This is a genomic window from Pseudomonas sp. St316 (genome assembly GCF_018325905.1).
Taxonomy (GTDB): Bacteria; Pseudomonadota; Gammaproteobacteria; order Pseudomonadales; family Pseudomonadaceae; genus Aquipseudomonas.
Genome location: NZ_AP021901.1, coordinates 2,580,715 through 2,606,771 on the forward strand (window position 1 = coordinate 2,580,715; position 26,057 = coordinate 2,606,771).

The following is a 26,057-nucleotide window of genomic DNA, read 5'->3' on the forward strand; positions in this document are numbered from 1 at the left end:
GAACTCCGCTTCTGAGCCACTGCTGTTGTGGCGAGGGGGTAAATCCCCTCGCCACGGATCACGGTGCGCCTAGCACCATTGTCCAGTACACCCCCGCATCGCTGCGCGAATCGCTGGCCGAAGCTGCGCCCATTTGAGTGAACATCGGGTTCATCAGGTTAGCGCAGTGCCCAGGGCTGGCCAGCCAGTCTTGCATGGCTTGGCTTGGCGAACGTTGGCCGGCGGCGATGTTCTCGCCCAATTTACGTCCTTGAAAGCCGGCGCTCTTGGCCCGATCGGAGGTGGAGCGACCGTCCGGGTCGCGATGGGCAAAATAATTGTCGCGGGCCATCGACCGGCTGTGGCCTTGGGCGGCGGTTCCCAACGCGGCGTTCCAGCTCAGGGGCCGAGCCGCCGCGAAGCGCTGGCGCCCGCACATCCGCGACTTGGCCCTGGCGGCGTTGACTTGGGCCAGCAGTGCCTTGTCCGCCGCACCTTCATCGCCCATCCGCGTGCCGCCCATGGGCTGCGCCAGCACCACGCGCCATTCATCGCCGACTCGATTGACGCCGATGTCGGCGTACTGGTTGTCCAGCAGCGCTGCGCAATGTTCATCGGCCAGCGTGTCAAAAGCTTCTTCGGCGTCCCGCGCGTCGGTCAGGCGGATGCTGCGCACGGCCCGGGCTTGATAGCCGGCGTCTTTCAAGGTATCCCGCAGGCCACCGCGAAAGCCGATCGGCAAGCCCAGGCTCGAACGCAGCACCAGTGGCTGGGTGGCCCGCACCGTGCGCCATTCACAGCGGCGCGATTGGCTACGGAAGTCGTTGATGGCCTCCACCAGTTGCCTTTCGCCGCGGGCATGGGCAGGGCTGGCGAACAAGGGAAACAGGGCAAGCAGGCACAGCGAAACGAAACGGCAAGAGCGAACAGGGTGGCGCATGGGGCGAACGGCTCAAGAAGGGGAGTTGCCATGGCGCCAGGCTTGGCGCCGATCAGCTGGAAAGTCCGTCGCTGCAGGTCAACGAGGTTTTCACGGCTGGGCTAGGACTGTGGGTTTGGAAACAAGTTTCAGGAAGGCGAAGACTATCTGTGGGCTGGCACAACACTCTTGTGGCGAGGGGATTTAGCGAAACGTCGCCACAAGAGTGGTCAATCAGTTCAATTCGCCGTTTCAGCCACAGGCGCCTTGACCCGTTCAACCTTGCGATAGGTCAGCAACACGATCCCGGCCACCACAATCGCGCCGCCCATGACCTGGCCCGGGTTGAGCATCTGGTCCAGCACCAGCCAGCCAATCAGCAGCGTGGCCAGCGGTTCGATGTTCATCACCGGGGCGTTGCGTGGCATGTCCAGGCGGGGCACGGAAATGAACAGCACGATGAAGCCGGTGCCATAGAGCACCACCAGGGTCGCCAGGGCAAGCCAGCCGGTGCTGCTGGCCGGCAGGTCGAAACCGCCGGGGAGGGCGCCGGTCAGGCCGGCGAGGTTGACGCTGCTAAAGACGATGAAAATCGTCAGCAGGCTGCGTACCGAGCCGCGCACTTGGGACAACTTGTGATCGGTGATCCACAGTGCACAGGCAAAGACGCATGCGGCGCAGAAGGCCAGGCCCACCCCAAGTAGCCATTGCGGGCCGACGTCCTGCCCGGACGATAACCGTGCCGGCACTTCCAGCACGAATACCAGGCCCACCAGGATCATGCCCATCAACGCGGCAGTACGCGCCGTCGGGCGGGGGCCGCCCAGCGCCCAGGTCAGCAAGGCCAGCAAGATCGGAAACACGTTGCCCACCAATAGCGCCAACGCTACCGGCACCCGCGCCACGGCGGAGTACAGGCACAGGCTTTGGGCGCCGATCAACAGCCCCAGGGTCAATTGCCAGCGCCACGCACCGGACGGCAGGCGCAGGCTCTGTCGCTGCCAGAGCACCATCGCAGCCAACACCAGCAGCGTCCCGCCCGAGCGCAGCAGGATCGCCAGTAGCACGCCGGCACCGTCATCGAATGCGGCCCGTGCGGCGACATGGTTGCCAGCGAAGGCGCAGCCCATGCACAGCAGGACGAGCACCGCGAGGTGGCGGGGTAACGGCGTGGGGTTGTCAGGTGCAGCGATGGGGCGAGTCATGGCAGGGGTCTCGAAGGGCTGCCAAGGCAAAAGGCCCCGGATCAGCTATTTTTAGTTATAGGTTGTCGTACAACATAAAGGTTTTTACCCCATAGGGTGGCAAGAGACAAGGTCCGTAGCCCGCACGGCTTGTTATACCGGCGGGGCGACCTTGCAAGACTGCGCACATTGCCCAGCGCTTTGCTGTACAACAGCCTGGCCGCTGTGTGGTTTACAGCATTGCCCTTCTAGCGGAACCACTCATGCGCCTGGCTGATTTCATTCTCGACAATATCGAGCCGATTCTTCAGGCGTGGGAAGACTTCGCCAAAACCATCACTCCCGCCTCCATTGGCATGGATTCCGTGGCCCTGCGCGACCATGCCGAGCAAATGCTGCGCACCATCGCCGCTGACCTGCGCACCTCGCAAACGCGCAAGGAACAGATTGCCAAATCCCACGGGGAGGCGCCGGTGACGGATGCCGAAACCGCTGCTGAAACCCATGCGGTCATCCGCCAGTCTTCGGGTTTTACCGTGGAGCAAATGGTTTCCGAATACCGGGCCCTGCGCACCAGCGTGCTGCTGCTCTGGATGCCGCATACCCAGCTGGATCACAAACAGGTCATGGATGATCTGATTCGATTCAACGAGGCCATGGACCAGGCCTTGGCCGAGTCCGTCGTCAGTTACTCGGGGGCAGTGGATGCGTCGCGCAACATCTTTCTCGGGATTCTCGGGCATGACTTGCGCAGCCCCTTGGGCGCGATCCTGCTGAGTTCCGAAGTGCTGCTGCGGGCGGGGGACCTGCCCGCCAAAGCCACCAAGATCACTTCGCGCATCTACACCAGCGTCAAGCGGGCCAACAAAATCGTCGGCGATCTGCTGGATTTCACCCGTACCCAACTCGGCTCGGGCATTCCAGTGCAGCGCTTCAACGGCGATCTGGTGGCCGCCTGTGAAGGCATGGTGGAGGAGGCGCGGGCCTATCACCCGGAAAGCGAAATCCTCTTTGAAACGACTGGGGCCCTGGAGGTTTTTTTTGATCCGGCGCGCATGGAGCAGGTATTCGCCAACCTGATCGGCAATGCCGTCCAGCATGGCGCCGCAGGCAAGCCGGTGACCGTTTCGTTGAGCGTTGAAAAAGACATGGCCGTGGTCGCGATCAACAACCAGGGCACGCCTATCGAGAAAGGTGCCATTGCCAGTATTTTCAACCCGATGATCCGGCACCTGCGTAGCGGTGAGCAGTACGGCTCCACGGCCGGGCTCGGACTGGGCCTGCACATCGCCCTGGCAATCGTATCGGCCCACAAGGGCACCATCGAGGTCCATTCGACGGCGCGAGTCGGCACGACCTTTACCGTTCGTATACCGCTGCATCCGGACTGATCGATTGTCCGGACGAGTGGGTTTGTACACTTGTACGATGTCTTATCACGGAGTAAAACTGTCGTCCCGTCCAATAATAATTAACGGAGACGCACGATGGATGCTTCGCAATCTGCAACCGCCGCCAATCAGGGCCGCCGGGTTTTCCTGAAACAGTCGCTGGTGGTCTCGGCCGCCGCCGCCGCCCTTGGCAACCTGCCGGGGCTCGCCCAGGCCGAGCCCTTGAGCCAGCGTTACCCGGACCCGCTGATCAATATCCTTGACCCCAGCTTCATGGACTTGCGCCTCTTCAACGCCAGCGTGGAGAAACTCGCCACCGGCCTGCGTTGGGCGGAAGGACCGGTGTGGGTCGGTGACGGTCGTTACCTGCTGGTCAGTGACATTCCCAACAACCGCATCGTGCGCTGGGATGAAATTACCGGTGGCCTGTCGGTGTACCGCGAGAATGCCAATTTCTCCAATGGCATGTGCCGCGATCGCCAGGGCCGGCTGCTGGTGTGCGAAGGCTCCACCACTTCCAGCGAGGGCCGGCGCATCACCCGCACCGAGCACAACGGCAGCATCACGGTGCTGGCGGACAGTTTTGAGGGCAAGCCTTTCAACTCGCCCAATGACATCGTTTGCAAGCGCGACGGTTCGGTCTGGTTCACCGACCCACCGTTCCAGACCGGCAACAACTATGAGGGGCACAAAGTCACGCCTGTCCAGCCCCATGCGGTGTATCGAATCGACGGCGAAACCGGCAAGGTCAGCCGGGTGATCGACGACCTGGCGGGGCCGAACGGGCTGTGTTTTTCTCCGGACGAGAAAACCCTCTATGTGGTCGAAGGCCGCGCCAAGCCCAACCGCTTGATCTGGGCAATCGCGGTCAAGGACGACGGCACGCTAGGCGAGCGGCGCAAGCACATTGAAGGCCTGGATTACGCGGCGATCGACGGGATCAAATGCGATGAAAGCGGCAACCTGTGGTGCGGGTGGGGCGGCAATGGCGACCCCAAGGCCGACCTGGAAAAGCTCGACGGCGTGCGGGTGTTCAACCCCGAAGGCAAGGCCATCGGGCACATCTCCCTGCCGGAGCGCTGCCCCAACATCTGCTTCGGCGGCCGGGAAGGCAATCGGTTGTTCATGGCTGGCAGCCACTCGCTGTATTCGCTGTTCGTGAATACCCGAGGGGCGACGTTTGCCTGAGTGAACGGTTCTGCTGTGGTGAGGAGTTGTTCCTGCTGGGCTCTGTAGGAGCTGGCGAAGCCTGCGATCTTTTGATCTTGATCTTTCACTTGAGATTCAAGTGTCTGGGGAAAGATCGCAGCCTCGTTGCACTCGACAGCTCCTACACAGCTCCTACAGGGCGCGCCAGCGGGAGCAATCGCTGGCCACGGATGTTCTGTGTTTTCTGATGGGGTCAGGACTGTCCGCAACCCCACAGCTCCACCGTCGGTTGACGTGATGTCGGTGGCCCCAGCCAATGGCTCATCGGCTGGCAACCGCCATCGAAACACAATTGATAGTCGCCGGCCTGCGGCGTACGGCCCAGTTTCAGCAGCTGCAGGGGCGGCATCTGGCGTTGATAGTGCCAACTGCCATTCTCCAGCCGGGCGTTATCGGGAATCTCCATGCCTGCACCATTGCCCTTGACCCTGGCCTCGCCCAGGACCAGGCCCTGTTCGCTGACGCGATAGTCTTCCTCCCAGCGGATTTTCTCGACGGTGTGGTTCCACGCCAGGGTGAAATCGGCAACGGCAAGCTGGGCCCAGACCACGCCGGACAGGCCCAGGCACAGCCCAATCATGCCAGGGCCCGCCCGGCCCGTCGCGAGCGCCAGACATGTTGGAAGATCAGCAGCCCACCTAACACGAAGCCGATCTCATCGGTCAGGGGCAGTGCAACCACCAGCAACGCGCCGGCGGCAAAGCACAGCAGGCGTTCCCAAACCGGCATTTTCCGTTGCAGGTAACCGGTGGATGCCATCCCCCAGAGCCCGACAGCCAGCAACGTCTTGATCAGCATGTACGCCGTCATCCATAGGTTGTCGCCCTGGAGCATCAGCGCCGGGTTATAGACGGTCATGAACGGGATGATGAAGCCGGCGAGGGCAATGCGCACCGCCCAGAAGCTGATCTTCAGGCCACTTTCCCGGGCAATGGGCGCGGCGGCGAAACAGGCCAGCGCCACTGGAGGCGTAAGGTCGGCCAGAATGCCGAAATAGAACACGAACATGTGCGACACGATCAGCGGCACGCCCAGTTCCAGCAGGGCCGGGGCGGCGATCGAGCTGGTGATGATGTAGTTGGGAATGGTCGGGATGCCCATGCCCAGCACCAGGCAGGTGAGCATGGTGAGGATCAGCGACAGCAGCAGGTTGTCCCTGCCGATGGCGAGGATGTAGCCGGCAAAAGTGGAAGCCACGCCGGTCAACGAAACCACCGCGATGATGCTGCCCACCAAGGCGCAGGCGATCCCCACTGGAACGGCATGACGCGCGCCATCTACCAACGCATGCAGGCAGATGACGAGGGTTTCCCGTGTGCCTTGCATGAACCAGCAGGCCACCACCAACACCCCGACCACGGCAAAGACGACTCCGATGCCCAACCGGAAAAACCCCACGCAGAGCAGCCCCAAGGCGATCCAGAAGGCACAGCGCAACGCGTAGCTCGAGACCTTGAGAATGATCGCCGAACCAAGAATCACGATGGCCGTCAACGCCAGGCCGACCATGCCGGAAAACAGCGGTGTACGCCCGGAGAACAGCAGGTAGACCAACACCCCAAGGGGGATCAGCAGATACCAGCTTTGCTTGACCGCGCCCCAGGCGCTGGGGCATTGGTCCTTGGGCAGGCCCTTGAGATCGGAGCGCTTGGCCTCCAGGTGAACCATCCAGAACACTGAGGCGAAGTACAGGCAGGCGGGGATCAGCGCCGCCTTGGCGATTTCAACGAACGGCACATTGATGGTTTCGGCCATGATGAAGGCCACGGCGCCCATCACCGGCGGCATGATCTGGCTGCCCATGCTGGAGGTGGCTTCCACACCGCCGGCAAACGCCGCCTTGTAGCCGAAGCGCTTCATCAGCGGGATAGTGAATTGCCCGGTGGTGACCACGTTGGCGATGCCCGAGCCGGTGATGGTGCCCATCAACGCCGATGACACCACCGACACCTTGGCCGGCCCACCCAGCTTGTGGCCGAACAGGCCCATGGCGAAGTCGGTGAACAGCTTGATCATGCCGGCCTTTTCCAGGAAGGCGCCGAACAGGATGAACAGGAAGATATACGTGGCCGACACGTAGGTTGGCGTGCCGTACAGCCCTTCGGTGCCGAACGACAGTTGGTTGATGATTTGATCGACGCCATAACCGCGATGGGCCAGGTCGCCGGGCAAATATTCACCGAACAGGCCATAGGCCAGGAACAGGCCGCAAATGATTGGCAGGGCGATGCCCATCACCCGCCGCGCGGCTTCGAAGACCAGCACGATCAGGACCACACCGACGATCATGTCGGCGGTGGTCAGGTCGCCAGAACGCTGGATCAGGTCGGCTTCGAAGACCCATTGATAAAGGGCCGTCGCCACGGCCCCCAGGCTCAATACCCAAGCCAACGGTTGCAAGGGGCGTTGCTTGCCATAGGCCGGGTAGCTGAGAAACACCACCCACAGCAGGAAGCCGACATGCACCGCCCGCAGCACGATGCTGGAGACCGGAGAAAACGCGGCGGTGACGATCTGAAACACGGAAAACAGCAAGGCCACGTAGAACAATGTCTTGGGCCAGTTTCGCGGGTCCGTGGCGATGCCGTGCTGGTCTTCACTCATGAGGTGCCTGCCTTCTGTTCACATTCAAGGGGTGCAAATACGAGGTCAACGACGTCGAGCGCTGTTGACCTGCATCGGGCTACAGCGCCCCCACTTCCTTGTAGTAGCGCTCAGCACCGGGGTGGAGCGCGATCGGCAGGTTCTTCGCAGCGTTTTTCAGGTTGATGTCCTTGGCTGCGGCATGGGAGGTGCCCAGGCGAGTGAGGTTCTCGAACAGCAACTTGGTCATTTGGTAGGCGACCTCATCCGGGACATCCTCGCGGGTGACCAGGATGTTGGTGATGGCCACGGTCGGTACGGCTTCGGTTTGGCCGTCGTAGGTATTGGCCGGAATCATTGCTCCCTGGTACGCCGGGTTGCCGATTTTCTCCACCACATCGGTGGGGACCGATACGTAGTTCAGCGCCATGGTCGAGGCCAGGTCACGAATGGCTGCCATTCCAAGCCCCGAGGATTGAAGCGTGGCGTCCAGTTGGCGGTTCTTGATCAAGTCCACCGATTCGGCGAATGGCAGGTACTGGACCTTCATGTCCTGGTAGGTCAGCCCCGCAGCCTTGAAGATCGCCCGGGCATTGAGTTCGGTGCCCGATTTCGCCGCGCCAACGGAAACGGTCTTGCCCTTGAGGTCCGCCAGGGTCTTGATGCCGGACTCCTGGCTGGCGACGATCTGGATGTAGTTGGGGTAGGCGCCGGCGATGGCGCGCAGCTTGGTCAATGGTGCCTTGAAGCCAGCGTCTTCCACGCCGTTCTTGGCGTCCGCCACCGAATCGCCCAAGGCCAGGGCCAGCTCCCCGCGTCCGGCTTGCAACAGATTCAGGTTTTCCACCGAGGCCTTGGTGGCCTGCACCGACGTCTTGGCGTCCTGGATGCCGGTGCTGTAGATCTGTGAAAGCCCGACCCCGATAGGGTAATAAACCCCGCTGGTGCCCCCGGTCAGGATATTGATGTACACCGGGGCTGCCTGGGCTGCGGTCGTCACTGCCAGGGCGGCTGCGGCGGCCAGGAGGGTGAAGCGCTTGTTGACTCGCATGGGAACTCTCCGTCTTGTTATGGCTTTATGCAGAGTTCTTCCACTGTAGTCGAAACATGGGTGATGGCGAGTAAAGCCGTGGTCAGGAGGTTTTGTGGCGAGGGGATAAATCCCCTCGCCACAGGTGCCTTGTTATGCCAGGGGAGCGGTACTGCCACGCACCGTCAGCTCGAACGGCAACACCACATGCCGTTCGGCAATCGGCTGCTTCTCGATCACGGCGATCAGCATCTCCACCGCTTTTTGCCCAAATATTTCGGCAGGCTGGGAAATGGTGGTTAGGGGCGGGTCGCAGTAGGCGGCGAACGGGATGTCGTCAAACCCCACCAGGGAAATATCCTCCGGCACTCGCAGGCCCATTTGCTTGATGCGCCTGAGCGCACCGATGGCCATCTCGTCGTTTTCACAAAACAGCGCGCTGGGGCGGTCGGCCCGTTCCAGCATCGCGCCAGCGCCGTCATCGCCGGCCTTCAAGGTGAAGTCGCCATGACAGATCAGGCTGGGGTCGACGGCGATGCCGGCCTGGTGCAGGGCATCCTGATAGCCAGCTACACGGTCGAGGGTCAGGGGACTGCTGCGCGGTCCCTTGATGATGCCGATGCGGCGGTGGCCGAGGCCGATCAGGTGCTCGGTCATGGCTTTGGCGGCGGCCCGGTTGTCGAGGCTGATGGTCGGGTAGGGCGCATGCTTGACCACTTCGCAGGCGTTGACCAGCGGCAGGCTTTCGGCACCTGTGGGCATCGATTCGAAAGGATCGCTGGCGCGCAGCTGGATCACCCCGTCGGCCTGGTGGGCGTAGACCAGGGCGGCGAATTCCCGCTCGATCTGCGCCCGGCCCTGGGTGTCGCACAGCAGCAATCGATAGCCCGCTGCCTGCGCAGCCTGCTGCGCCCCACTGATGACCCGGGCGAAAAACGTGTTGGCGATGGTTGGCACCAGGATCACCAGGTTGCCGGTGCGGCGGGAGCGAAATTGCACCGCCATCAGGTTGGGCCGATAGCCGGCCTGTTCCACCGCCGCGTTGACCTTGTCCCGCGTCTGGGGGAGCACCCGTTCGGGCGATTTCAGCGTTCTGGACACCGTGGCCACCGAAACACCGGCCAGCCGGGCCACTTCACGAATGTTGGACAAAATCACCTCGGGGGGGCAGGGGCTACGGTGGGGGAGCTTACCGCAGGTTGAGCGCCTCACACATGTTCATGCGTGACCTCATGGGGTTTGACACGCAGGCAAACTGAGCCTAGATTTCCGCCATGATGTAACCGGTTACATCACCATCCAGACAGGAAGGCAATCGCGATGAATCCTGTAGCACCGAAAATAAGAATGGGCTTCGTCGGCGGTGGAGAGGGCGCTTTCATCGGCCAGGCCCACCGTCAGGCCGCGGGCCTGGACGGCGGTTACGAACTGGTGTGCGGCGCGTTCAGCCGCGACCCTCACAACACTCGGCAGACCGGGGCGGCCCTGGGCCTGGCTGCGTCCCGTTGCTACCACGACTGGCAGCACATGCTCGACACCGAAGCGCTGCTGCCGCTTGATCAGCGCATGGAACTGCTGGTGATCGTCACGCCCAATCACCTCCATGCACCCATTGCCAGCCAGGCCTTGAAAGCCGGTTTCCACGTGTTCAGCGAGAAACCCGCCGCGCTGGACCTCAACGAGTTGCTGGCCCTCAGGGACGTGCTGCAAGGCAGCCGTTGCCTCTACGGCCTGGCCCACACCTACCTGGGCTATCCCATGGTATGGCAGGCCCGGGAGATGGTGCGCTCGGGCGTGATCGGCCAGGTGCGCAAAGTGCTGGTCGAGTACCCCCAAGGCTGGCTCAGCCAGGATGTCGCGGCCCAAGGCAACAAACAGGCCGAGTGGCGCGACGACCCCTTGCAGTCCGGCCTGGGCGGTTGCATCGGCGATATTGGCACCCATGCGTTTTCCCTGGCCGAGTTCGTCGCGGACCAACCCATCCAGCAGCTATGCGCCGCATTGGGCACGCATGTCCCGGGGCGGCAATTGGATGATGACGTTGCGATGCTGTTCAAGATGGCGGGCGGCGCCAGTGGTGCGTTGATCGCAAGCCAGGTCTGCACCGGCGAAGAGAACCCGTTGAAGATTCGCGTCTACGGCGACAAGGGCGCTTTGGAGTGGCGCCAGGAAGAACCGGCGAGCCTGATCCATCGCGCCTTTGACCAGCCCCTGCGCATTTTGCGTAGCGGTGTCGGCCAGCCGTGGCTGTGCGCGGCGGCCACCCGGCGCATGCGCCTGCCGGCCGGGCATCCCGAGGGCTACCTGGAAGCCATGGCCAACCTCTACGGCGATTTCGCCCACGCCATTCGCAGCCATGGCGAAGGCCCTGACGCCCCAGGCGTTCCTGGCATCGAGACCGGCTTGCGGGGCATGGCGTTCATCGAGGCCGCCATCCTCAACCACCGTGGCGACGCGAAATGGACCACCGTGCAAACCGGAGCATCCCTATTGTGAATACCCCCGACCAAACACCGAGCGGCCTGCGCGGCCCAGGCATTTTCCTGGCGCAGTTCATGTCCGCCGAAGCCCCGTTCGACACCTTGGCCAACATCGCCCGGTGGGCTGCTTCACAAGGCTACAAAGCCATTCAACTGCCGACATCGGGCACCCAATACATCGACTTGGCCCGGGCCGCCGAGAGCCAGGATTATTGCGATGAACTCAAGGCCACCTGTGCCCAGGCTGGCGTTGAGATCAGCGAGTTATCGACGCACCTGCAAGGCCAGTTGGTGGCGGTGCACCCGGCGTTCGACGCGCTGTTCGACGACTTCGCCCCAGCCCATCTGCGCGGCCAGCCCCAGGCGCGGACCGAGTGGGCGATCGAGCAACTCAAGCTGGCTGCCCGCGCCAGCCAGCGGTTGGGGCTCAAGGCCCATGCGACGTTTTCCGGCGCGCTGCTGTGGCCGTATCTCTACCCCTGGCCCCAGCGCCCGGCGGGCCTGGTGGAGCAAGGTTTCGCCGAACTGGCCCGACGCTGGTTGCCGATTCTCGACTGCTTCGACGCGGCCGGCGTGGACCTGTGCTACGAAATCCACCCCGGTGAAGACCTCCACGACGGCGCCTCGTTCGAGCGCTTCCTGCAGGCGGTCGATCACCACCCACGGGCGGCGATCCTCTACGACCCCAGCCATTTGCTGCTGCAACAGATGGACTACCTGGGTTTCATCGACCGCTACCACGCGCGCATCCGCATGTTCCACGTCAAGGACGCCGAGTTCCGTCCCGATGCCCGCTCCGGTGTGTACGGCGGCTACCAGGGCTGGGTCGATCGCCCCGGGCGGTTCCGCTCGCTGGGGGATGGGCAGATCGATTTCAAATCGATCTTCAGCAAGCTGACCCAATACGATTTCAGCGGTTGGGCGGTTCTGGAATGGGAATGTTGCTTGAAGGATTCGCAACAGGGCGCCGCAGAAGGGGCGGCGTTCATCCAGCGACACATGATCAGCAAGACCGGCAAGGCGTTCGACGATTTCGCCAGCGTGACGGCGGATGAGGTTTCCAATCGGCGGTTGCTGGGGTTGTTGAGGTAACCGGCCCAACCCAAAACGCTGTGGCGAGCAAACCCATTGTGGGAGCAAGGCTCGCCCGCGATGAACGAAAACGCGGTTCAACGGTTAGACCGTGGCGCGGCCATCGCGGGCAAGCCTTGCTCCCACAGTGGAGGTCAATCCCTTTGCCACAAAAGCGATGCGTTTTTTCTTTTTCACAAGAACAACAATAAAACGGTGACTGTCATGACCACGATGAACGCACGCCTGAGCGTGATGATGTTCCTGCAGTTCTTTATCTGGGGTGGCTGGTTCGTCACCCTCGGCACTTTTCTGTCCAGCACCCTGGGCGCCAGTGGCGGGCAGATCGGCATGGCGTTTTCCACGCAGTCGTGGGGCGCGATCATTGCGCCGTTCGTCATCGGCCTGATCGCTGACCGCTACTTCAACGCCGAACGCATCCTCGCGGTGCTGCACCTGCTCGGCGCGGTGTTGCTGTATCAGCTGTATTCGGCGGCGGATTTCAGCGTGTTCTACCCGTATGTGCTGGTGTACATGGTGGTCTATATGCCGACGCTGGCCCTGGTCAATTCCGTGGCGTTCCGGCAGATGCGCGATCCGGCGCTGGAGTTCTCGCGCATCCGGGTGTGGGGCACCGTTGGCTGGATCGTCGCCGGCGTGGTGATCAGCTTCGTATTCGCCTGGGATTCGCGTGAAGCGATCTCGGCAGGCGGCTTGCGCAATACGTTCCTGATGGCGGCCGTTGCTTCCCTGGTGCTGGGGCTCTACAGCTTCACGCTGCCGGCCACGGCGCCGCTCAAGGAACAGGCGAGCGCGGGTGGCGTCAAGCAATTGCTGGGGCTGGACGCGTTGGGGCTGTTGAATGATCGCAGCTACCTGGTGTTCTTCATCGCCTCGATCCTGATTTGCATTCCCTTGGCCTTTTATTACCAGAATGCCAACCCGTTCCTGGCCGAAACCGGCATGACCAACCCGACCGCGAAGATGGCCATCGGGCAAGTCTCGGAAGTGTTGTTCATGCTGCTGTTGCCGCTGTTCATCCAGCGCTTCGGCATCAAGCTGGCGCTGCTGGTGGGCATGTTGGCGTGGGCGCTGCGCTACCTGTTGTTCGCCTACGGCAATAACGGTGACCTGGCGTTCATGCTGTTCACCGGTATTGCCCTGCACGGCATCTGCTACGACTTCTTTTTTGTCTCGGGGCAGATCTACACCGACGCCAAGGCACCGGAGCGCTTTCGCAGTTCGGCCCAGGGCCTGATTACTCTGGCGACCTATGGTGTGGGGATGCTGATTGGCTTCTGGGTGGCGGGGCAGGTGACCGATCGCTTTGTCGTGGCTGGCGGTCATGACTGGCAGAGCATCTGGCTGTTCCCGGCCGGTTTCGCGCTGCTGGTGTTCGTCTGCTTCCTGTTTACCTTCCGCGGCCAGCAGGCGCTCGCCGCGCCGTCAAAGGCCTGAAGCAGGGCTGGGCGTCAGTCATTTGTGGCTGACGTCCAGTTTGGTGTAGGTCACTTTCCCGCCTTCGTTGGAATAGCCGACGTTGTCCAGGGTGTAGACGCCGGCCTTGAAATAGAAGTTGTAGCCATACCAGGACGGGTCCAGTTTCACTGGCTTGCCAAGGTTATTGATCAGCACCGTCAGGCTGCCCTGTTTGTCCATCTGCAAGGAGTAGGTGAAGACCTTGTTCAGTGGCATGTTTGGCACGCTGAAGATCACCGGGCTCTTCAGGTCCTTGGGTTTGACTCGATACTCCACGTCAATGTTGCCGGTGCCCTTGGCGTAGCGGTACACCAGCTTCAACAAAGGCGCGGGGGCGTCCTTGGCGTGGATCTGTGCCACCACCACACGACCCTCGGAAGGCACCTGGTTCACTGACAGCGTGCCCTTGAGGCTGTTGACGCCACTGTTGTAACGCCAGTTGCGCAACTGGCCGTCTTTCGAGGTTTCCCGTAGCTCAGAACGGGGGTATTCGCTTTTGCCCGTGTGAGAACCTGTCACCGGTGCCCAGAACACGATTTTGTCGCCCGTGTTGGTGAAGTACGGGTTGCGCAGCGTTGGAACGGCCTTGGTCGCAACGGTCAGGGCCGGGGTTTGTATAGGCAGGGTGAGGTTCCAGACAGTCAGGTCGATCATGGTTGTTAGCTCTGGCTGGCTGATGCTCGTAGGCGTTCAGCCGGGGTATGCGAGGGCCGTCCATGGCGCTGTTTTCAGCTTATCGACGGGGGAGGGTTCTGCTGGAGGCGCATCTGACGGATGGCTCTGCTTTGAGCCTCGCAGCCGGTTTCGCTGGCTGCGCAGGATAATGTCAATTTGACGCTGATCGGTTAGAGTACGCGCCGCCCGAGAGATGGATCCCGGGCGTTTTCTCATGGAGTATTCAATGAATCACATCAGCAAAGTTGTCGCCTGCGCACTGTTTGGCCTGGCCCTGGCGGGTTGCACCGGCACCCCGATGAAAACCCAGCAATACGACAGCAGCCAATACACCGTTGTCGGCCACAGCGAAGCAAAAGCCACCGGCCTGCTGCTGTTTGGCGTTATCCCGATTCGCCAGAACAACCGTTTCGTGCGTGCCCAGGACGCAGCGATCAAGGCCAAGGGCGGCGACGCCATGATCAACACCCAAGTCCAGGAAAACTGGTTCTGGGCCTGGGTCCTGACCGGCTACACCACCTCGGTGTCCGGTGATGTGGTTAAGCTGAAAAGCGTTCAGTAAACGTGCTTTAAGGTAGGTGAGCCAATCTGTTTTGAAGGCGTTCACCTGTGGCGAGGGAGCTTGCTCCCGCTGGGGCGCGTAGCGGCCCCGTTTTTTGCGGTCGCTGCGCAACCGAGCGGGAGCAAGCTCCCTCGCCACAAAAGCACATCCCCACGTCCCTATCTATCAACGTCCGCCCACCACCATATGACTGAACGGCTCTACATACGCCTGCAACGTCACCAGCCCGCCCACCAGAATCGCCAGCACCACCGAGTGGAAGAACACGTAGCGCAGAATTTCCCCTTCATGGCCGTACCAACGGGTGGCGGTGGAGGCGACCACGATCGACTGGGCATCGACCATCTTGCCCATGACCCCGCCGGAACTGTTGGCCGCAGCCATCAATACCGGGCTTAGGCCCAACTGCTCGGATGTGACTCGTTGCAAGCCGCCAAACAACACGTTGGACGCGGTGTCCGAGCCGGTCAGCGCGACACCGAGCCAGCCCAGCAGGGTGCCGAACATGGGGTAGAAAATGCCCGTGGCAGCAAAAGCCAGGCCCATCGTTGCGTCCAGGCCTGAATATCGCGTGAGAAATCCCAGGGCCAACATCGCCACGATGGTGATCAGCGAGTAGCGCACCACCCAGAGCGTTCGCAGGTACTGGTGCAGCAGTTGCGGGACGGAATAGCCCATCAGCAAGCCACCGAGAACTGCCGCCAGGAAGATGCCGCTGCCGGTGGCGGTGAACCAGTTGAATTTGTAGATCGCTTCCTCGGTTTTAGGCTGGGGCACCACGGGCGGGACTTTTTCGATCTGCTGGTGGAGGGTGCCGAACGTCACCAGGGGCGAGAAGATCGGGTTGGCCTCGCGCATCGGCTTGCCTTGTGGGTCGAGCTTGGCCGATTGGGTCTGCGGGTCTAGCGCCGGGCGGGTATCGAACAGGTTCTTGAACCCTTGGGTGCCCCAGGCGAACACGAATACCGTGAGGATGATCCACGGCATCCAGGCCCGCAGCACAGCCGGTCGCGCATCACTGGAAAAGGTGCCGCTGACCTGCGTTTTTTCATCTTCGCTGGCGTCGATTTTCGAATCATCGACCCGTCCCGATAACGCTGCGGATGTGTGTACCGTGGCCGGTTTCCAGACCTTTAGAAAACCGGTGAGGCAGGCCATGGAAATCAGCGCGGCGATCACATCCACCAGCATTGGCCCGTGGTAGTTCGACACCAGGAACTGCGGGATGGCGAAGCTGACACCGGCCACCAGAATCGCCGGCCAGATTTCCAGCATCTTGCGCCACCCGGCGAAGGCCCAGATCAACCAGAACGGCACCAGCACCGAGAAAAATGGCAGTTGTCGACCGACCATCATCGACAACTCCATTTCATCCAGCCCCGTGACTTTGGCCAAGGTAATGATGGGTGTGCCCAGGGCGCCGAAGGCCACGGGCGCCGTGTTGGCGATCAGCGCCAGGCCCGAGGCGGCCAGGGGGGAAAACCCCAGCCCGATCAGGATCGCCCCGGTCACCGCCACTGGCGTGCCGAAACCTGCCGCCCCCTCGAAGAACGCACCGAAGCAAAAGGCGATCAGCAGCAATTGCAGGCGTCGGTCGTCGGTGATGCGCGCCAGGGAATCCTGCAGCACCTTGAACGAGCCGTTCTCGGTGGTCAGCCGGTGCAGGAAAATGATGTTCAGGACAATCCAGCCAATGGGCAGCAAGCCGTTTGCCGCACCAAAAAGTGCCGCAGCCCCGGCCATGTCCGCAGGCATGCCGAAGGCGAAAATCGCGATCAGCAAGGCCGAGGCCAGGGCCATCAATGCCGCCAAGTGTGCCTTGACATGAAAGAACGCCAGGGACGCCAGCATCACTACCACCGGAACCGCCGCCAGGAGCGTCGACAGCACCGCATTACCGAAGGGATCGTAGACTTGTTGCCAGACCATGCTCCACCTCTGCTTTTTATTGTTGGAAGTGCAGGCCCCAGTGGGGGTTGGCAGAGAAGTATAGGCGGGGATTAGCTAGGAGATTGGGACCTTATGACCCTGGTAACTAAGTGTGGGAGCGAGCTTGCTCGCGATAGCGGTGTGTCAGTTGCGTGGTGATTGACTGAAGCACCGCTATCGCGAGCAAGCTCGCTCCCACATTTTGACCGTGTTCCTGCTCAGGGGGATGCGCTATGTCGGCTGGCGTGCTTCGACGTTATCCAGCGCGCGGTTCGCCAACAATCCGCTCAACTCGATCAGTTGCTGGATGCCCAGGGCAATGTGGCGCCTTGAGCCTTCCAGGTCGAAGGCCAGGTCACTGACCATGGCATTGGCCGAGGCTAGCGTTTCGCTGAGGTTGGCAAGCAGGGTTTCGGTATCCACGCCTTTGGCGACGGTGAACAGTTGGCCGGGATCGGCCTCGGGTTTGCTGGGTTCGGGTTTGAGGTAGTGGTCGAGGATGCGGTCGGCGGCTTTGTCGAATGCTTTTGAGTCGGAATCGAGGTCTGGCGGGTTGGGGGTTGGTTTGAACATAGATGAAGCTCCAGATAAGAAATTGGAGCCATCACTCTCGCTACCAAACGAAGGGCGGTGGCCATACGAAGGTTGGTAGACCGGTTACCTGGCAACCCGGCGCGTCCGAGAACGCCCTGCGCATGACCACCATAAAACGGAGGACGTAGAAGTCCCTCGCATCAGGGTGCACTTGCGCCAGGAAACCGGGCTACCAAACCCGATCGCTGATTCGTCAGCGACCCGGAAACGATAGAGCCCGACCCCAAGGCGCACAAGCCGGCGGATTCTGGCGCAGTTGTAGGCAACGGCGCAAGACAACGTAGCCCGATCCCGAACGATCCTACATCTGGATAAACACAGGCCTGTTTGGGCTGGAAATAGGGTTAAGAACATACCTAGTGGCGAGGGGATTTATCCCCTCGCCACAAAGGAGTCGTGTCTGTTGGGACGTGGCCCGCTCAGCCCTTCGCCGCCATCGCCGTCACTTCCACCTTCATCCCCTCCACCGCCAACGCCGCCACGCCCACGGCGGCGCGAACCGGCCAGGGCTTGGCGAAGAAGCGTTTGTAGACTTCGTTGAACGCGGCGCGGTCGGCCATGTCGGTCAGGTAGATGGTCAGGTGCAAGACCCGGTCCATGGAACTGCCGGCGCGCTCCAGGGCGGTCTTGAGGGCTTGCAACGTGCATTCGCTCTGCAGGGTGATGTCGCCCAGTTCCAGGCTGCCGTCGGGGCGGGTGGGGATTTGCGTGGAAACCAGCAGGCCACCGAAGCCGGCGACGTCGGAGGAAATGGAGTCCGCATCCGGATCCGGAGTGAACGTGATGTCTTGGTTTGCCATGGCGGCCTCGTTGTTCGAAAAGGGTAAGGAACCGGTCGCTTTAAAAGCGTCTGGCTCGCCAGTTTAGCGTCCATCGTGGAGCCTTTCGTGAATTCCTTCCATGATGCGGTGTGACGAAAGCGGTGGGTCAGTTAATGGGGATGTTGGCTGTACGTCCGCCATCGCGAGCAAGCTCGCTCCCACACTTTTCCGGGGCGCTCACCCGTGATCTGGTCACACCACAAATCCCTATGGGGGCGCTCACAAGTGATCTGGCCACACCACAAATCCCTGTGGGAGCGAGCTTGCTCGCGATGGCGGCGGGTCAACTTGCATCAATGCTGGCTGTGTCGACGCCTTCGCGAACCCGTTCGCGTCTACTCCGGTCGGCATTGATGAAGTCGACAAAAGCCCTCAACGGCGAGGGCACGTAGCGGCGGCCGGGGTAGTAGAGGAACGGGCCGGTAAAACGCTGCCACCAGGGTTCGAGGACCGGCTCGAGGGCGCCGCTGTCCAGATAGGGCCGCAGCCAGTCCTCGAACAGGTAGACGATGCCCAGCCCATCTACCGCGGCTTGCACCGACAGGTCCACCGCACCGCCGATCCGCACGATCAACGGGCCGCTCGGGTCGACGCTCACGGTTTCGCCGTCACGTTCATATTCCCAGAGTGGCATGGCGCCGCTGGCGAATTTGCCCCGCAGGCAGGCGTGCTGGAGCAGGTCCCGGGGGTGTTTGGGGCGACCCCTGGCGTCGAGGTACGCGGGTGAGGCGGCGGTCGCGAAGCGTTGAAAGCGCGGGCCGATGGGGAGGGCGATCATGTCCTGCTCAAGGCGTTCGTCGTAGCGGATGCCAGCGCCACAACCAGCGGCCAGGACGTCAACGAAGCTCTCTTCGGCGATGACTTCCAGGCGGATGTCCGGGTAGCTTCTCAGGAACGGCGTGATGATCGCCGGCAACACCAGCCTGGCGGCGCTGACGGGCACGTTCAAGCGGAGTGTGCCCGAAGGGCGGTCGCGAAAGTCGTTGACCACATCCAGCGCGGACTCGACTTCGCCCAGGGCCGGGACGATGCGTTCCATCAACCGGGCACCGGCCTCGGTCGGTACTACGCTGCGAGTGGTGCGGTTGAGCAGGCGCACGCCGAGCCGATTTTCCATTCGGCGTACGGCATCGCTGAGGCTCGACGCGGACTTGCCGCTCAGCCGCGCGCCTTCACGAAACCCCCTCGCATTGACCACGGCCACAAAGGCCAGCAAGTCTTGAATATCCGTCGCCATTGTTCTCTCCGTCGTACAGCCCGTGCTGATTGCACCTGATTATCAAGGCAATGGTCAACGCCTATAGTCGGCCCACTCACATTGATTCGAGGGCACGAGATGAACATTGCAGGCAAGGCGGGCAGTTTTTTACTGGGCGAGCGTACGGTCAATCGCATGGGCTATGGCGCGATGCAACTGGCGGGGCCCCAGGTCTTCGGGCCGCCCAAAGATCCGGCGGCCGCCGTCGCCGTGCTGCGCGAAGCATTGACGAGCGGGGTCAACCACATCGACACCGCGGACTTCTACGGACCTCATGTCACCAACCAACTGATCCGCGAAGCGCTGCACCCTTATGCCCAGGACCTGGTCATTGTGACCAAGGTTGGCGCCGTGCGCGGTGCCGATGCGTCCTGGAACCCGGCCCACAGCCCCGCCGAGTTGACCCGGGCGGTCCACGACAATCTGCGCAACCTGGGCGTGGATATATTGGATGTAGTCAACCTGCGGGTGTGGGGCGACCTGCATTCGCCCACGGAGGCTTCCATCGAAGAATCGTTCACGACACTGGCCGAGTTGCAGCGCCAGGGCCTCATCCGGCATCTGGGCCTGAGTAACGTCACGGCCGCGCAGGTCAAGCAGGCCCAGGGCATTGCCCAGGTGGTCTGCGTACAGAACCACTACAACCTGACCCATCGCGACGACGAACAGCTCATCGCCGACCTGGGCCGGCAGGGTATTGCCTATGTGCCGTTCTTTCCCCTGGGCGGCTTCACACCGCTGCAATCGGAGACTCTTTCCAGCGTAGCGACACGCCTGCAGGCATCGCCGTTATGCGTGGCCCTGGCGTGGTTGCTGCAACGTGCGCCGAATATCCTGCTGATTCCCGGCACATCGTCGCCAGCGCACCTGCGGGAAAATCTCACGGCAAGTGAGCTGACGATACCGCCGCAGATGCTGGCTGAGTTGGACGGATTGGTCTAGACAGGCTGGCGGACGCACTGCCTAGCTGTGGTTTTCCTCCGTTTCGTTTCGATGATGTTCCGGCCAGTTGTCGACAGGACGGGCACGGTCTTCGTTGAACATGTCCGTGAGCAGCGCATTGGCACGCCGGTAGGCATCGTGGCGGAACTTGAGGTCCGCTTCCGGCTGGGCGACGATTTCCTCCAGCATTTTGAGGTTCAGCCGGCGGAACTGATCCGCCCGCTCGCGCGCCTCGTAAGCGCCGACGCCCATGTGTTCCAGCGCGCTGCGACCCAATGACAGCGCGCCCTCGAAGGTTTCCCGCTCGGCCGCTTCCACACCCATCTGCCGCAGGGTAATAAGATGCCCCATGTCCCGCGCCCGCACGATCAGTTGCAGCGCGGGGAAGTGCTCCTGGGCCAGTTGGGTCAGCGTCAGGTTGTCTTCCGGATTGTCGATCGCATTGATCAACACCACCGCTTGAGCCGCACCCGCCGCGTGCAGCAAGTCGAGGCGGGTCGCATCGCCATAAAAGACTTTCACGCCGAACTTGCGCAGCGTCTCGATGTTGTCGGGGTCGTGATCCAAGACCACCACCTCGACACCGCAGGACATCAGCAAGCGTCCGGCGATCTGCCCGAAACGGCCGAACCCGGCGATGATCACCCGCGGATTCTGCTGGTCGACGAGGTCGGATTCGCGTTTGTTTTTCTTGGCGACGGACTCGAACCGATCCAGCAATACGATCAGCAAGGGCGTCAGGCACATGGACAAGGCCACCGCCAGGGTCAGGCTCTTGCCCCATTGATCGGTCAAGATGCCGGCCACGGTCGCCGCCCCAAACACCACGAAGGCGAATTCGCTGCCCTGGCCCAGCAACACCGCCTGCCAGGAGCGCTGACCGGCGGGGACGTTGAGGAACCGGCCCGCCAGCTTGATCACCAGCAGCTTGATCAGAATGAAACCCAAGGTCAGGGTGATGACTTTCAGCGGTGCGTTGATCAGGGTGCCGAAATCGATCGACATGCCTACACCGATGAAGAACAGACCCAACAGCAGGCCTTTGAACGGTTCAATGTCGCTTTCCAGCGCATGTCGGTATTCAGAGCTGGCGAGCAACAACCCGGCCAGGAACGCGCCCATGGCCATCGACAACCCGGCTTCCTCCAGCAGAAAGCCGAAGCCGAACACCAGGAAAAGCGCGACGGCACTGAAAATCTCCCGCAAGCCCGAGCGTGCGGCGAAGCGCAGCAGCGGCCGTGTCACGTAGCGTCCCAACAGCACGACGATGGCGACGGCGGCGACGATTTTGCCTATCGATAGCAACAGCGCTGTGCCCGAGGGGGTGTCGCCGTGGGCCGATAACAAGGGGATCATCGCCACCAGCGGAATGGCTGCGATGTCTTGGAACAGCAGCACGGCAAAGCTGCTGCGGCCCACGGCGGTGGCGGTCAGGTTGCGTTCGCTCATGGCCTGCATGGCGATGGCCGTGGAGGACAGGCTCAGGGTCAGGCCGACCAGCAGCGCTGCCGTCCAGCTCAGGCCCAGGGCCGTGCAGAACAAGCCAATGGCGGCGCCACAGGCGAGCATCTGCAGGGCGCCGCCACCGAACACCATCTTGCGCAGGGCCCAGAGCCGTTTGGGGTCGAGCTCAAGGCCGATGATAAACAGCATCAGGACCACGCCGATTTCAGCGAATTCCAGAATGGCCTTTACATCGGTAATCAGCTTCAGCCCCCATGGGCCGATGACGCACCCGGCCAGCAGATAACCCAATACCGGGCCCAGGCCAAGCCGAACGGCAATCGGCACGATCAGCGTCGCCGAGGCCAGGTAGATCAGCATTTCAATCAGGCTGTGAGTCTCCATATCAATCTTCCTTCCAGGAGGCCAGGCGGGCGCCGTAGTGTTCGATTTGTGCGTGTTGGGCGTCAGGGTCGGCGGCATAGGCGCCATGTACGACCACCGGTTCCAGCCAGCGCATGCCGCAATAGATAGTCGTGGCGTGGAGGGGCTGGGCCAGCGCCGCAAAATCGGGGTAGTTGCCGATCTGGAAATGGGCTTGGTCGCCGCCGGTGGTGACGGCCCACAGCAGGGTCTTGTCCTTGAGCGCCGTGGCGCCTTTGCCATAGGCCCAGCCGTGGGTGAAGACCTTATCGATCCACAGTTTCAGCAGGGGCGGAGTGCTGTACCAGTACATCGGGTGCTGGAGGACGACAAGCTCTGCTTGTTCCACCGCACGCTGTTCCGCCCCGACGTCGATATCGAAGTTGGGGTAGAGCTCGTAGAGCGAACGTATGACCACGTCCGGGTTGTTCGACACTCGCTTGAGCATTAACTGGTTGACCCGCGATTTGTCGGGGTAGGGGTGCGCATAAATGATAAGAATCATCGGTGAATTCCTTGGTTTGGCTCCGTCGATTCTTGTCTGTCGTGAGCGCGAGCGATGGCATTGGGCCGAGCGATACAAACAAGAGCGCCTTTGCGGGGTAGGGTCGAGGCCGCAAAGGCCGCACATCCTACCGAGGAAGGCGCTGATTGTTTAGAGCGGATCGATACATCAGGCACTTCAGCCGAGCGGCAGCGAGACCCTGGCCTCCAACCCGCCACCCTGTCGGCTCCTCAGGGTCAGCGTGCCGCCATGCTCCAGCACCGTCGCCCGGGCCGCCGACAGGCCCAGCCCGACGCCGCCGGTGTGCTTGTTGCGAGAGCCTTCGATGCGAAAGAACGGCGTGAAGACCTGCTCAAGGTATTGGGCGGCGATGCCAGGTCCGCGATCCAGAATGCAAATGTCCACGCGATGGGCGTCGGCCTCGAGTCGAACCGTCGGCGCGCCGCCATATTTGATCGCGTTATCGATCAGGTTGACCAGGGCGCGCTTGATACCGATGGGGCGGCCGACATACACCAAGCGCTGGGCGCCTTCGAATGCGACCTCGGTGCCGGCGTCCTTGAGGTCGTCGACGATGGTGTGCAGCAGTTCGGCCAGGTCGAAGGCAGTGGCATGTTCAAGCCGGGCGTCGTCGCGGAAAAACTCCAGGGCGGAGTTGATCATCGCCTGCATTTCATCGACGTCCCGGAACAGCCGGGATTGCTGCTCGGCATCCTCGATGAACTCGCCACGCAGGCGCATGCGGGTCAAGGGCGTGCGCAGGTCGTGGGAGATGGCGGCGAGCATCTGGGTGCGGTCCTCGATGAAGTGTTTTAGCTGGGACTGCATGGCATTGAAGGCGAGGATCGCCTGACGGATTTCATGGGGGCCGACGACGGGGATAGGTGGTGCTTTGTGATCCACGCCGAAGCGCCTGGCGCCTTCGGCAAAGCGTTGCAAGGGCGCCGCAAGGTGTCGCGTGGCGATCAGCGCGACGATAATCGTCGACACCAGGATCAGCGCCAGCATGATCAGGTTGCGCTTCCATTCCTCCAATCCCCAATTGCGCGCAGGCAGGGAAAACATGACCCACGAGTGGTCGGTCAATTCGATCATTGCGGCGTAGCGTGCGCCGGGCTGGCCGGCGGGCCAATCGCTCGGCTCATAGCCCTCGATCCTCGCATCGGGCCGGCCCAACTGTTGGCGCAAGCGCAGTGCGCCATCGCTGTATTCGGGGTCGTCGATCACTGGCAGCTTGGCTTCTTCATGGCGTTGGAGCCATTGCGTGTTGAAGATCGGGTCACTGGCCGTCCAGGCAATGGTGGGCCGCTGTTCGGGCGTTGCCGAATCGATGATGCGGGTGATGGCGGCGATCTTTTCAATCAGGCCGGTTTCCATCAGGGGCGGGCGGGCCCAGGCATCAGTCAGTTGGCTGAACAGCGCGTTCAGGGCCAGCAACGTGAGCATGGCAACCAGGGTGGTCAGGGCAATCCACCGGGCCAGCGTATCCCATGGTCGTCGAGTGTATTTCATCGCTTCACCACATGGGGGCTGAAGAGGTAGCCGCTGTTGCGCACGGTGCGGATCATCGACGCGCCGGTGATGTCGGTCTCCAACTTGCGCCGCAAGCGGCTGACCTGGACATCGATGCTGCGGTCGAACGCCTCGAAGGTTTCGCCTCGCGCAAGGTCCAGCAATTGCTGGCGGGTCAGCACTCGGCGCGGGTGTTCGGCAAACACCAGCAGCAGTTCGAACTCTCCGGCGGACAGCGGGATCATGACCTTGTCCGGTGAGCGCAGTTCGCGCCGGGTGACGTCCAGTTGCCAGTGCTCGAACTCCAGGATGGGCCGGGATGAGTCGCTCAGCGTGTCCCTGGCTTCACCGGTGCGCCGCAGCACGGCGCGCACCCGAGCCAACAGTTCCCGGGCGTCGAACGGCTTGGTCAGGTAATCGTCCGCCCCCAGCTCCAGGCCGACGACGCGGTCACTCAATTCGCCCATGGCGGTGAGCATGATGATGCCCACCGTGTGCTCGGCCCGCAGTCGTTGACAGAGCATCAGCCCGTTGTCGCCCGGCAGCATGACGTCGAGGATGATGAGGTCCGGCACCCGCCGTTCCACCGCCTGCCACAAGGCGTTGCCGTCGGCGGCCACATCCACGCTATAGCCGTGTTGTTCGAGGAACTTGCGCAAGAGGGCGAGGACTTCGAGGTCATCGTCCACCAGTAATAAATGGCTCACGGTGGGCACGCAGGGTAATGAATACAGGAGGCGATACTAGGATCAATCCAGGGCCTGCGTCATATATTTCAATCCGGCAATAAAGTTGCCGGTGGGCAATATTCTGGAAATCTGCGGGCAAAAAAACGGCGGCAGGATGGGCCTCGATGTCGGTCAGTTAAACCATCAACCAACACCGCCCCCTGTGGCGAGGGAGCTTGCTCCCGCTTGAGTGCGAAGCGCTCACCGCTTTTTTTGGGCCGCTTCGCGCCCCAGCGGGAGCAAGCTCCCTCGCCACAGAGGTTTGGTGTTTGGCTTGTGATCGGCATAGGCAGCATCCCATTCCTCGTCGAGATTGCCCTGTATGCCGATCACCAAGCCTGCTCCGTTGTTCGTTCGCTCCACCGTCGTGGTTGTATTGGCAGCACTCGCCAGCGGTTGCTCCAGCACGCCCGCTGCTAAACCAGGCGCGTGTGAAAGCGCGAGCTATACCGTTCACGATCCCGCAGAGCCGATCAACCGCGGCATCTTCGCGCTCAACCGGACCGTGGATGACTACGCGCTGGCCCCGGTTGCCCGTGGTTATCGCAAGCTACCGGAGATGTTCCAGGCCGGCGTCCACAACTTCGTGGCGAACTTCGGTGAGCCGAAGGTGTTCATCAACGACTTGCTGCAAGGCAATGCCCAGCGCTCGGTCAACACACTGGGGCGGTTCGTCATCAACACCACCGCGGGCATCGTCGGGCTGATCGACGTGTCGGGCAAGCTGGGTATCGAGCGCCACAAGGCCGATTTCGGCCAGACCTTCGGCGTCTGGAACGTCGCACCCGGACCGATCGTGGAACTGCCGTTGCTGGGCAGCGCCAACCTGAGGGACGCGACGGGCAAAGTGCTGGGTTTCGCCGTCGACCCGTTCGGTGACAACAGCAGCACCGTCGATACCCTGGGCACCCTCAACACCATCAGCGGCGTTGTCGATGGCCGCGCCGAAGCATTGCCGCTGACAGACGAGTTGCAGGCCAAAGCGGATTACTACGCGGCGCTTCGCGATGCCACGGCGCAGCGGCGCGCCGATTTTGTCGCGCAAGGGAAGTTGGGGGCTGTCATGCAGGATGGCGTGCAGTGCCCGAATGGAGGCGCTGCCAATGAGTAACCAGGCGTTGGTCTTGCAGCGGCGAATAAAACAGCTCGGCCAGGATGCGTTGCATTGCCGTGAAGTTGAACTGCGGTTGACCGAGGACGGCCGTCATGTGCTGCTCAGTCGCTACCTCGAGTTGTACTGCCACGAGAAGGCCAGCGAGTGTTCGGTGCGGCATTACCGGGTGTCGCTGGCGAGCATGATTCGCTGGATGGTCGATAACGCAGACCAGAGGGGTACCTAG

General features: G+C 62.0%; 24 protein-coding genes. 9 read left to right on the forward strand and 15 right to left on the reverse strand.

Annotated features, from left to right (window positions below; genetic code table 11):
- Positions 1–58: 58 nt before the first annotated feature.
- Both KI237_RS11725 and KI237_RS11730 read right to left on the reverse strand, forming a co-directional pair.
- Positions 59–919 carry a CAP domain-containing protein gene (locus KI237_RS11725; protein ID WP_212799933.1) on the reverse strand — a complete coding sequence of 287 codons (861 nt, stop codon included), beginning with the start codon at positions 917–919 and terminating at the stop codon, positions 59–61.
- 218 nt (positions 920–1,137) lie between these two features.
- A complete protein-coding gene (locus tag KI237_RS11730) occupies positions 1,138–2,103 on the reverse strand; it encodes an EamA family transporter (RefSeq protein ID WP_212799934.1) in 966 nt (321 codons plus the stop codon).
- Between the two features lie 242 nt (positions 2,104–2,345).
- On the opposite strand from KI237_RS11730, the gene KI237_RS11735 reads away from it, so the two are divergent.
- Together KI237_RS11735 and KI237_RS11740 are read left to right on the forward strand one after the other, a co-directional pair.
- Positions 2,346–3,473, forward strand: coding sequence for a sensor histidine kinase (locus KI237_RS11735; protein WP_212799935.1), 1,128 nt, complete (start codon positions 2,346–2,348; stop codon positions 3,471–3,473).
- 96 nt (positions 3,474–3,569) lie between these two features.
- Positions 3,570–4,661: an SMP-30/gluconolactonase/LRE family protein gene (locus KI237_RS11740; protein WP_212799936.1), complete on the forward strand. Its 1,092-nt coding sequence runs from the start codon at positions 3,570–3,572 to the stop codon at positions 4,659–4,661.
- Between the two features lie 214 nt (positions 4,662–4,875).
- On the opposite strand, the gene KI237_RS11745 is transcribed toward KI237_RS11740, so the two are convergent.
- The 4 genes from KI237_RS11745 to KI237_RS11760 form a co-directional block, all read right to left on the reverse strand.
- Positions 4,876–5,262, reverse strand: a complete 387-nt coding sequence (locus KI237_RS11745; protein ID WP_212799937.1) for a DUF1850 domain-containing protein — start codon at positions 5,260–5,262, stop codon at positions 4,876–4,878.
- The gene (locus KI237_RS11750) at positions 5,259–7,286 is read right to left on the reverse strand and encodes a TRAP transporter permease (RefSeq protein WP_212799938.1); all 2,028 of its coding nucleotides are present in this window, start codon (positions 7,284–7,286) and stop codon (positions 5,259–5,261) included. Before KI237_RS11750 ends, KI237_RS11745 begins: the two co-directional genes overlap by 4 nt.
- Before the next feature lie 79 nt (positions 7,287–7,365).
- Positions 7,366–8,316, reverse strand: coding sequence for a TAXI family TRAP transporter solute-binding subunit (locus KI237_RS11755; RefSeq protein WP_212799939.1), 951 nt, complete (start codon positions 8,314–8,316; stop codon positions 7,366–7,368).
- A 132-nt stretch (positions 8,317–8,448) separates the two neighbouring features.
- Positions 8,449–9,447 carry a LacI family DNA-binding transcriptional regulator gene (locus tag KI237_RS11760; RefSeq protein ID WP_212799940.1) on the reverse strand — a complete coding sequence of 333 codons (999 nt, stop codon included), beginning with the start codon at positions 9,445–9,447 and terminating at the stop codon, positions 8,449–8,451.
- A gap of 168 nt (positions 9,448–9,615) precedes the next feature.
- On the opposite strand from KI237_RS11760, the gene KI237_RS11765 reads away from it, so the two are divergent.
- From KI237_RS11765 to KI237_RS11775, 3 genes are all read left to right on the forward strand, one after another.
- On the forward strand, positions 9,616–10,791 hold the full coding sequence (locus tag KI237_RS11765; protein ID WP_212799941.1) for a Gfo/Idh/MocA family protein: 1,176 nt from the start codon (positions 9,616–9,618) through the stop codon (positions 10,789–10,791).
- Positions 10,755–11,867: a sugar phosphate isomerase/epimerase family protein gene (locus KI237_RS11770; protein ID WP_212799942.1), complete on the forward strand. Its 1,113-nt coding sequence runs from the start codon at positions 10,755–10,757 to the stop codon at positions 11,865–11,867. Before KI237_RS11765 ends, KI237_RS11770 begins: the two co-directional genes overlap by 37 nt.
- Positions 11,868–12,071: 204 nt before the next feature.
- Complete coding sequence (locus KI237_RS11775; RefSeq protein ID WP_212799943.1) at positions 12,072–13,304, forward strand: nucleoside permease; 1,233 nt, start codon at positions 12,072–12,074, stop codon at positions 13,302–13,304.
- 18 nt (positions 13,305–13,322) lie between these two features.
- On the opposite strand, the gene KI237_RS11780 is transcribed toward KI237_RS11775, so the two are convergent.
- Positions 13,323–13,979: a polysaccharide lyase family 7 protein gene (locus KI237_RS11780; RefSeq protein WP_212799944.1), complete on the reverse strand. Its 657-nt coding sequence runs from the start codon at positions 13,977–13,979 to the stop codon at positions 13,323–13,325.
- A gap of 247 nt (positions 13,980–14,226) precedes the next feature.
- On the opposite strand from KI237_RS11780, the gene KI237_RS11785 reads away from it, so the two are divergent.
- The gene (locus KI237_RS11785; protein WP_212799945.1) at positions 14,227–14,562 is read left to right on the forward strand and encodes a hypothetical protein; all 336 of its coding nucleotides are present in this window, start codon (positions 14,227–14,229) and stop codon (positions 14,560–14,562) included.
- A 165-nt stretch (positions 14,563–14,727) separates the two neighbouring features.
- Here the strand turns inward: KI237_RS11785 and KI237_RS11790 are convergent, their stop codons facing one another.
- From KI237_RS11790 to KI237_RS11805, 4 genes are all read right to left on the reverse strand, one after another.
- On the reverse strand, positions 14,728–16,491 hold the full coding sequence (locus KI237_RS11790) for an L-lactate permease (RefSeq protein ID WP_212799946.1): 1,764 nt from the start codon (positions 16,489–16,491) through the stop codon (positions 14,728–14,730).
- Positions 16,492–16,722: 231 nt separating this feature from the next.
- A complete protein-coding gene (locus KI237_RS11795; protein ID WP_212799947.1) occupies positions 16,723–17,064 on the reverse strand; it encodes a DUF6124 family protein in 342 nt (113 codons plus the stop codon).
- A gap of 440 nt (positions 17,065–17,504) precedes the next feature.
- Positions 17,505–17,885: a RidA family protein gene (locus tag KI237_RS11800; protein ID WP_212799948.1), complete on the reverse strand. Its 381-nt coding sequence runs from the start codon at positions 17,883–17,885 to the stop codon at positions 17,505–17,507.
- Between the two features lie 304 nt (positions 17,886–18,189).
- Positions 18,190–19,143 (reverse strand): LysR family transcriptional regulator, encoded by a 954-nt coding sequence (locus KI237_RS11805; protein ID WP_212799949.1) that lies wholly within the window; start codon positions 19,141–19,143, stop codon positions 18,190–18,192.
- 99 nt (positions 19,144–19,242) lie between these two features.
- On the opposite strand from KI237_RS11805, the gene KI237_RS11810 reads away from it, so the two are divergent.
- Complete coding sequence (locus KI237_RS11810; RefSeq protein WP_212799950.1) at positions 19,243–20,106, forward strand: aldo/keto reductase family oxidoreductase; 864 nt, start codon at positions 19,243–19,245, stop codon at positions 20,104–20,106.
- A gap of 21 nt (positions 20,107–20,127) precedes the next feature.
- On the opposite strand, the gene kefC is transcribed toward KI237_RS11810, so the two are convergent.
- The 4 genes from kefC to KI237_RS11830 form a co-directional block, all read right to left on the reverse strand.
- Complete coding sequence (gene kefC, locus KI237_RS11815; RefSeq protein ID WP_212799951.1) at positions 20,128–21,954, reverse strand: glutathione-regulated potassium-efflux system protein KefC; 1,827 nt, start codon at positions 21,952–21,954, stop codon at positions 20,128–20,130.
- A gap of 1 nt (position 21,955) precedes the next feature.
- A complete protein-coding gene (gene kefF / locus KI237_RS11820; protein WP_212799952.1) occupies positions 21,956–22,477 on the reverse strand; it encodes a glutathione-regulated potassium-efflux system oxidoreductase KefF in 522 nt (173 codons plus the stop codon).
- Positions 22,478–22,654: 177 nt separating this feature from the next.
- Positions 22,655–23,989, reverse strand: a complete 1,335-nt coding sequence (locus tag KI237_RS11825; RefSeq protein ID WP_212799953.1) for a sensor histidine kinase — start codon at positions 23,987–23,989, stop codon at positions 22,655–22,657.
- Positions 23,986–24,696 (reverse strand): response regulator, encoded by a 711-nt coding sequence (locus tag KI237_RS11830; protein WP_212799954.1) that lies wholly within the window; start codon positions 24,694–24,696, stop codon positions 23,986–23,988. The genes KI237_RS11825 and KI237_RS11830 overlap by 4 nt, the downstream gene beginning before the upstream one ends.
- A gap of 343 nt (positions 24,697–25,039) precedes the next feature.
- Here KI237_RS11830 and KI237_RS11835 point away from each other — a divergent pair, with 343 nt between their 5' ends.
- On the forward strand, positions 25,040–25,828 hold the full coding sequence (locus KI237_RS11835) for an MlaA family lipoprotein (RefSeq protein WP_212799955.1): 789 nt from the start codon (positions 25,040–25,042) through the stop codon (positions 25,826–25,828).
- Complete coding sequence (locus KI237_RS11840) at positions 25,821–26,057, forward strand: hypothetical protein (RefSeq protein WP_212799956.1); 237 nt, start codon at positions 25,821–25,823, stop codon at positions 26,055–26,057. The genes KI237_RS11835 and KI237_RS11840 overlap by 8 nt, the downstream gene beginning before the upstream one ends.

Bases quoted from the DNA above. Each gene is read 5' to 3' on its own strand.
- KI237_RS11725 (WP_212799933.1), bottom strand. From the start codon at position 919: ATGCGCCACCCTGTTCGCTCTTGCCGTTTCGTTTCGCTGTGCCTGCTT.
- KI237_RS11730 (WP_212799934.1), bottom strand. From the start codon at position 2,103: ATGACTCGCCCCATCGCTGCACCTGACAACCCCACGCCGTTACCCCGC.
- KI237_RS11735 (WP_212799935.1), top strand. From the start codon at position 2,346: ATGCGCCTGGCTGATTTCATTCTCGACAATATCGAGCCGATTCTTCAG.
- KI237_RS11740 (WP_212799936.1), top strand. From the start codon at position 3,570: ATGGATGCTTCGCAATCTGCAACCGCCGCCAATCAGGGCCGCCGGGTT.
- KI237_RS11745 (WP_212799937.1), bottom strand. From the start codon at position 5,262: ATGATTGGGCTGTGCCTGGGCCTGTCCGGCGTGGTCTGGGCCCAGCTT.
- KI237_RS11750 (WP_212799938.1), bottom strand. From the start codon at position 7,286: ATGAGTGAAGACCAGCACGGCATCGCCACGGACCCGCGAAACTGGCCC.
- KI237_RS11755 (WP_212799939.1), bottom strand. From the start codon at position 8,316: ATGCGAGTCAACAAGCGCTTCACCCTCCTGGCCGCCGCAGCCGCCCTG.
- KI237_RS11765 (WP_212799941.1), top strand. From the start codon at position 9,616: ATGAATCCTGTAGCACCGAAAATAAGAATGGGCTTCGTCGGCGGTGGA.
- KI237_RS11770 (WP_212799942.1), top strand. From the start codon at position 10,755: ATGGACCACCGTGCAAACCGGAGCATCCCTATTGTGAATACCCCCGAC.
- KI237_RS11775 (WP_212799943.1), top strand. From the start codon at position 12,072: ATGACCACGATGAACGCACGCCTGAGCGTGATGATGTTCCTGCAGTTC.
- KI237_RS11780 (WP_212799944.1), bottom strand. From the start codon at position 13,979: ATGATCGACCTGACTGTCTGGAACCTCACCCTGCCTATACAAACCCCG.
- KI237_RS11785 (WP_212799945.1), top strand. From the start codon at position 14,227: ATGAATCACATCAGCAAAGTTGTCGCCTGCGCACTGTTTGGCCTGGCC.
- KI237_RS11790 (WP_212799946.1), bottom strand. From the start codon at position 16,491: ATGGTCTGGCAACAAGTCTACGATCCCTTCGGTAATGCGGTGCTGTCG.
- KI237_RS11795 (WP_212799947.1), bottom strand. From the start codon at position 17,064: ATGTTCAAACCAACCCCCAACCCGCCAGACCTCGATTCCGACTCAAAA.
- KI237_RS11800 (WP_212799948.1), bottom strand. From the start codon at position 17,885: ATGGCAAACCAAGACATCACGTTCACTCCGGATCCGGATGCGGACTCC.
- KI237_RS11805 (WP_212799949.1), bottom strand. From the start codon at position 19,143: ATGGCGACGGATATTCAAGACTTGCTGGCCTTTGTGGCCGTGGTCAAT.
- KI237_RS11810 (WP_212799950.1), top strand. From the start codon at position 19,243: ATGAACATTGCAGGCAAGGCGGGCAGTTTTTTACTGGGCGAGCGTACG.
- kefC (WP_212799951.1), bottom strand. From the start codon at position 21,954: ATGGAGACTCACAGCCTGATTGAAATGCTGATCTACCTGGCCTCGGCG.
- kefF (WP_212799952.1), bottom strand. From the start codon at position 22,477: ATGATTCTTATCATTTATGCGCACCCCTACCCCGACAAATCGCGGGTC.
- KI237_RS11825 (WP_212799953.1), bottom strand. From the start codon at position 23,989: ATGAAATACACTCGACGACCATGGGATACGCTGGCCCGGTGGATTGCC.
- KI237_RS11835 (WP_212799955.1), top strand. From the start codon at position 25,040: ATGCCGATCACCAAGCCTGCTCCGTTGTTCGTTCGCTCCACCGTCGTG.
- KI237_RS11840 (WP_212799956.1), top strand. From the start codon at position 25,821: ATGAGTAACCAGGCGTTGGTCTTGCAGCGGCGAATAAAACAGCTCGGC.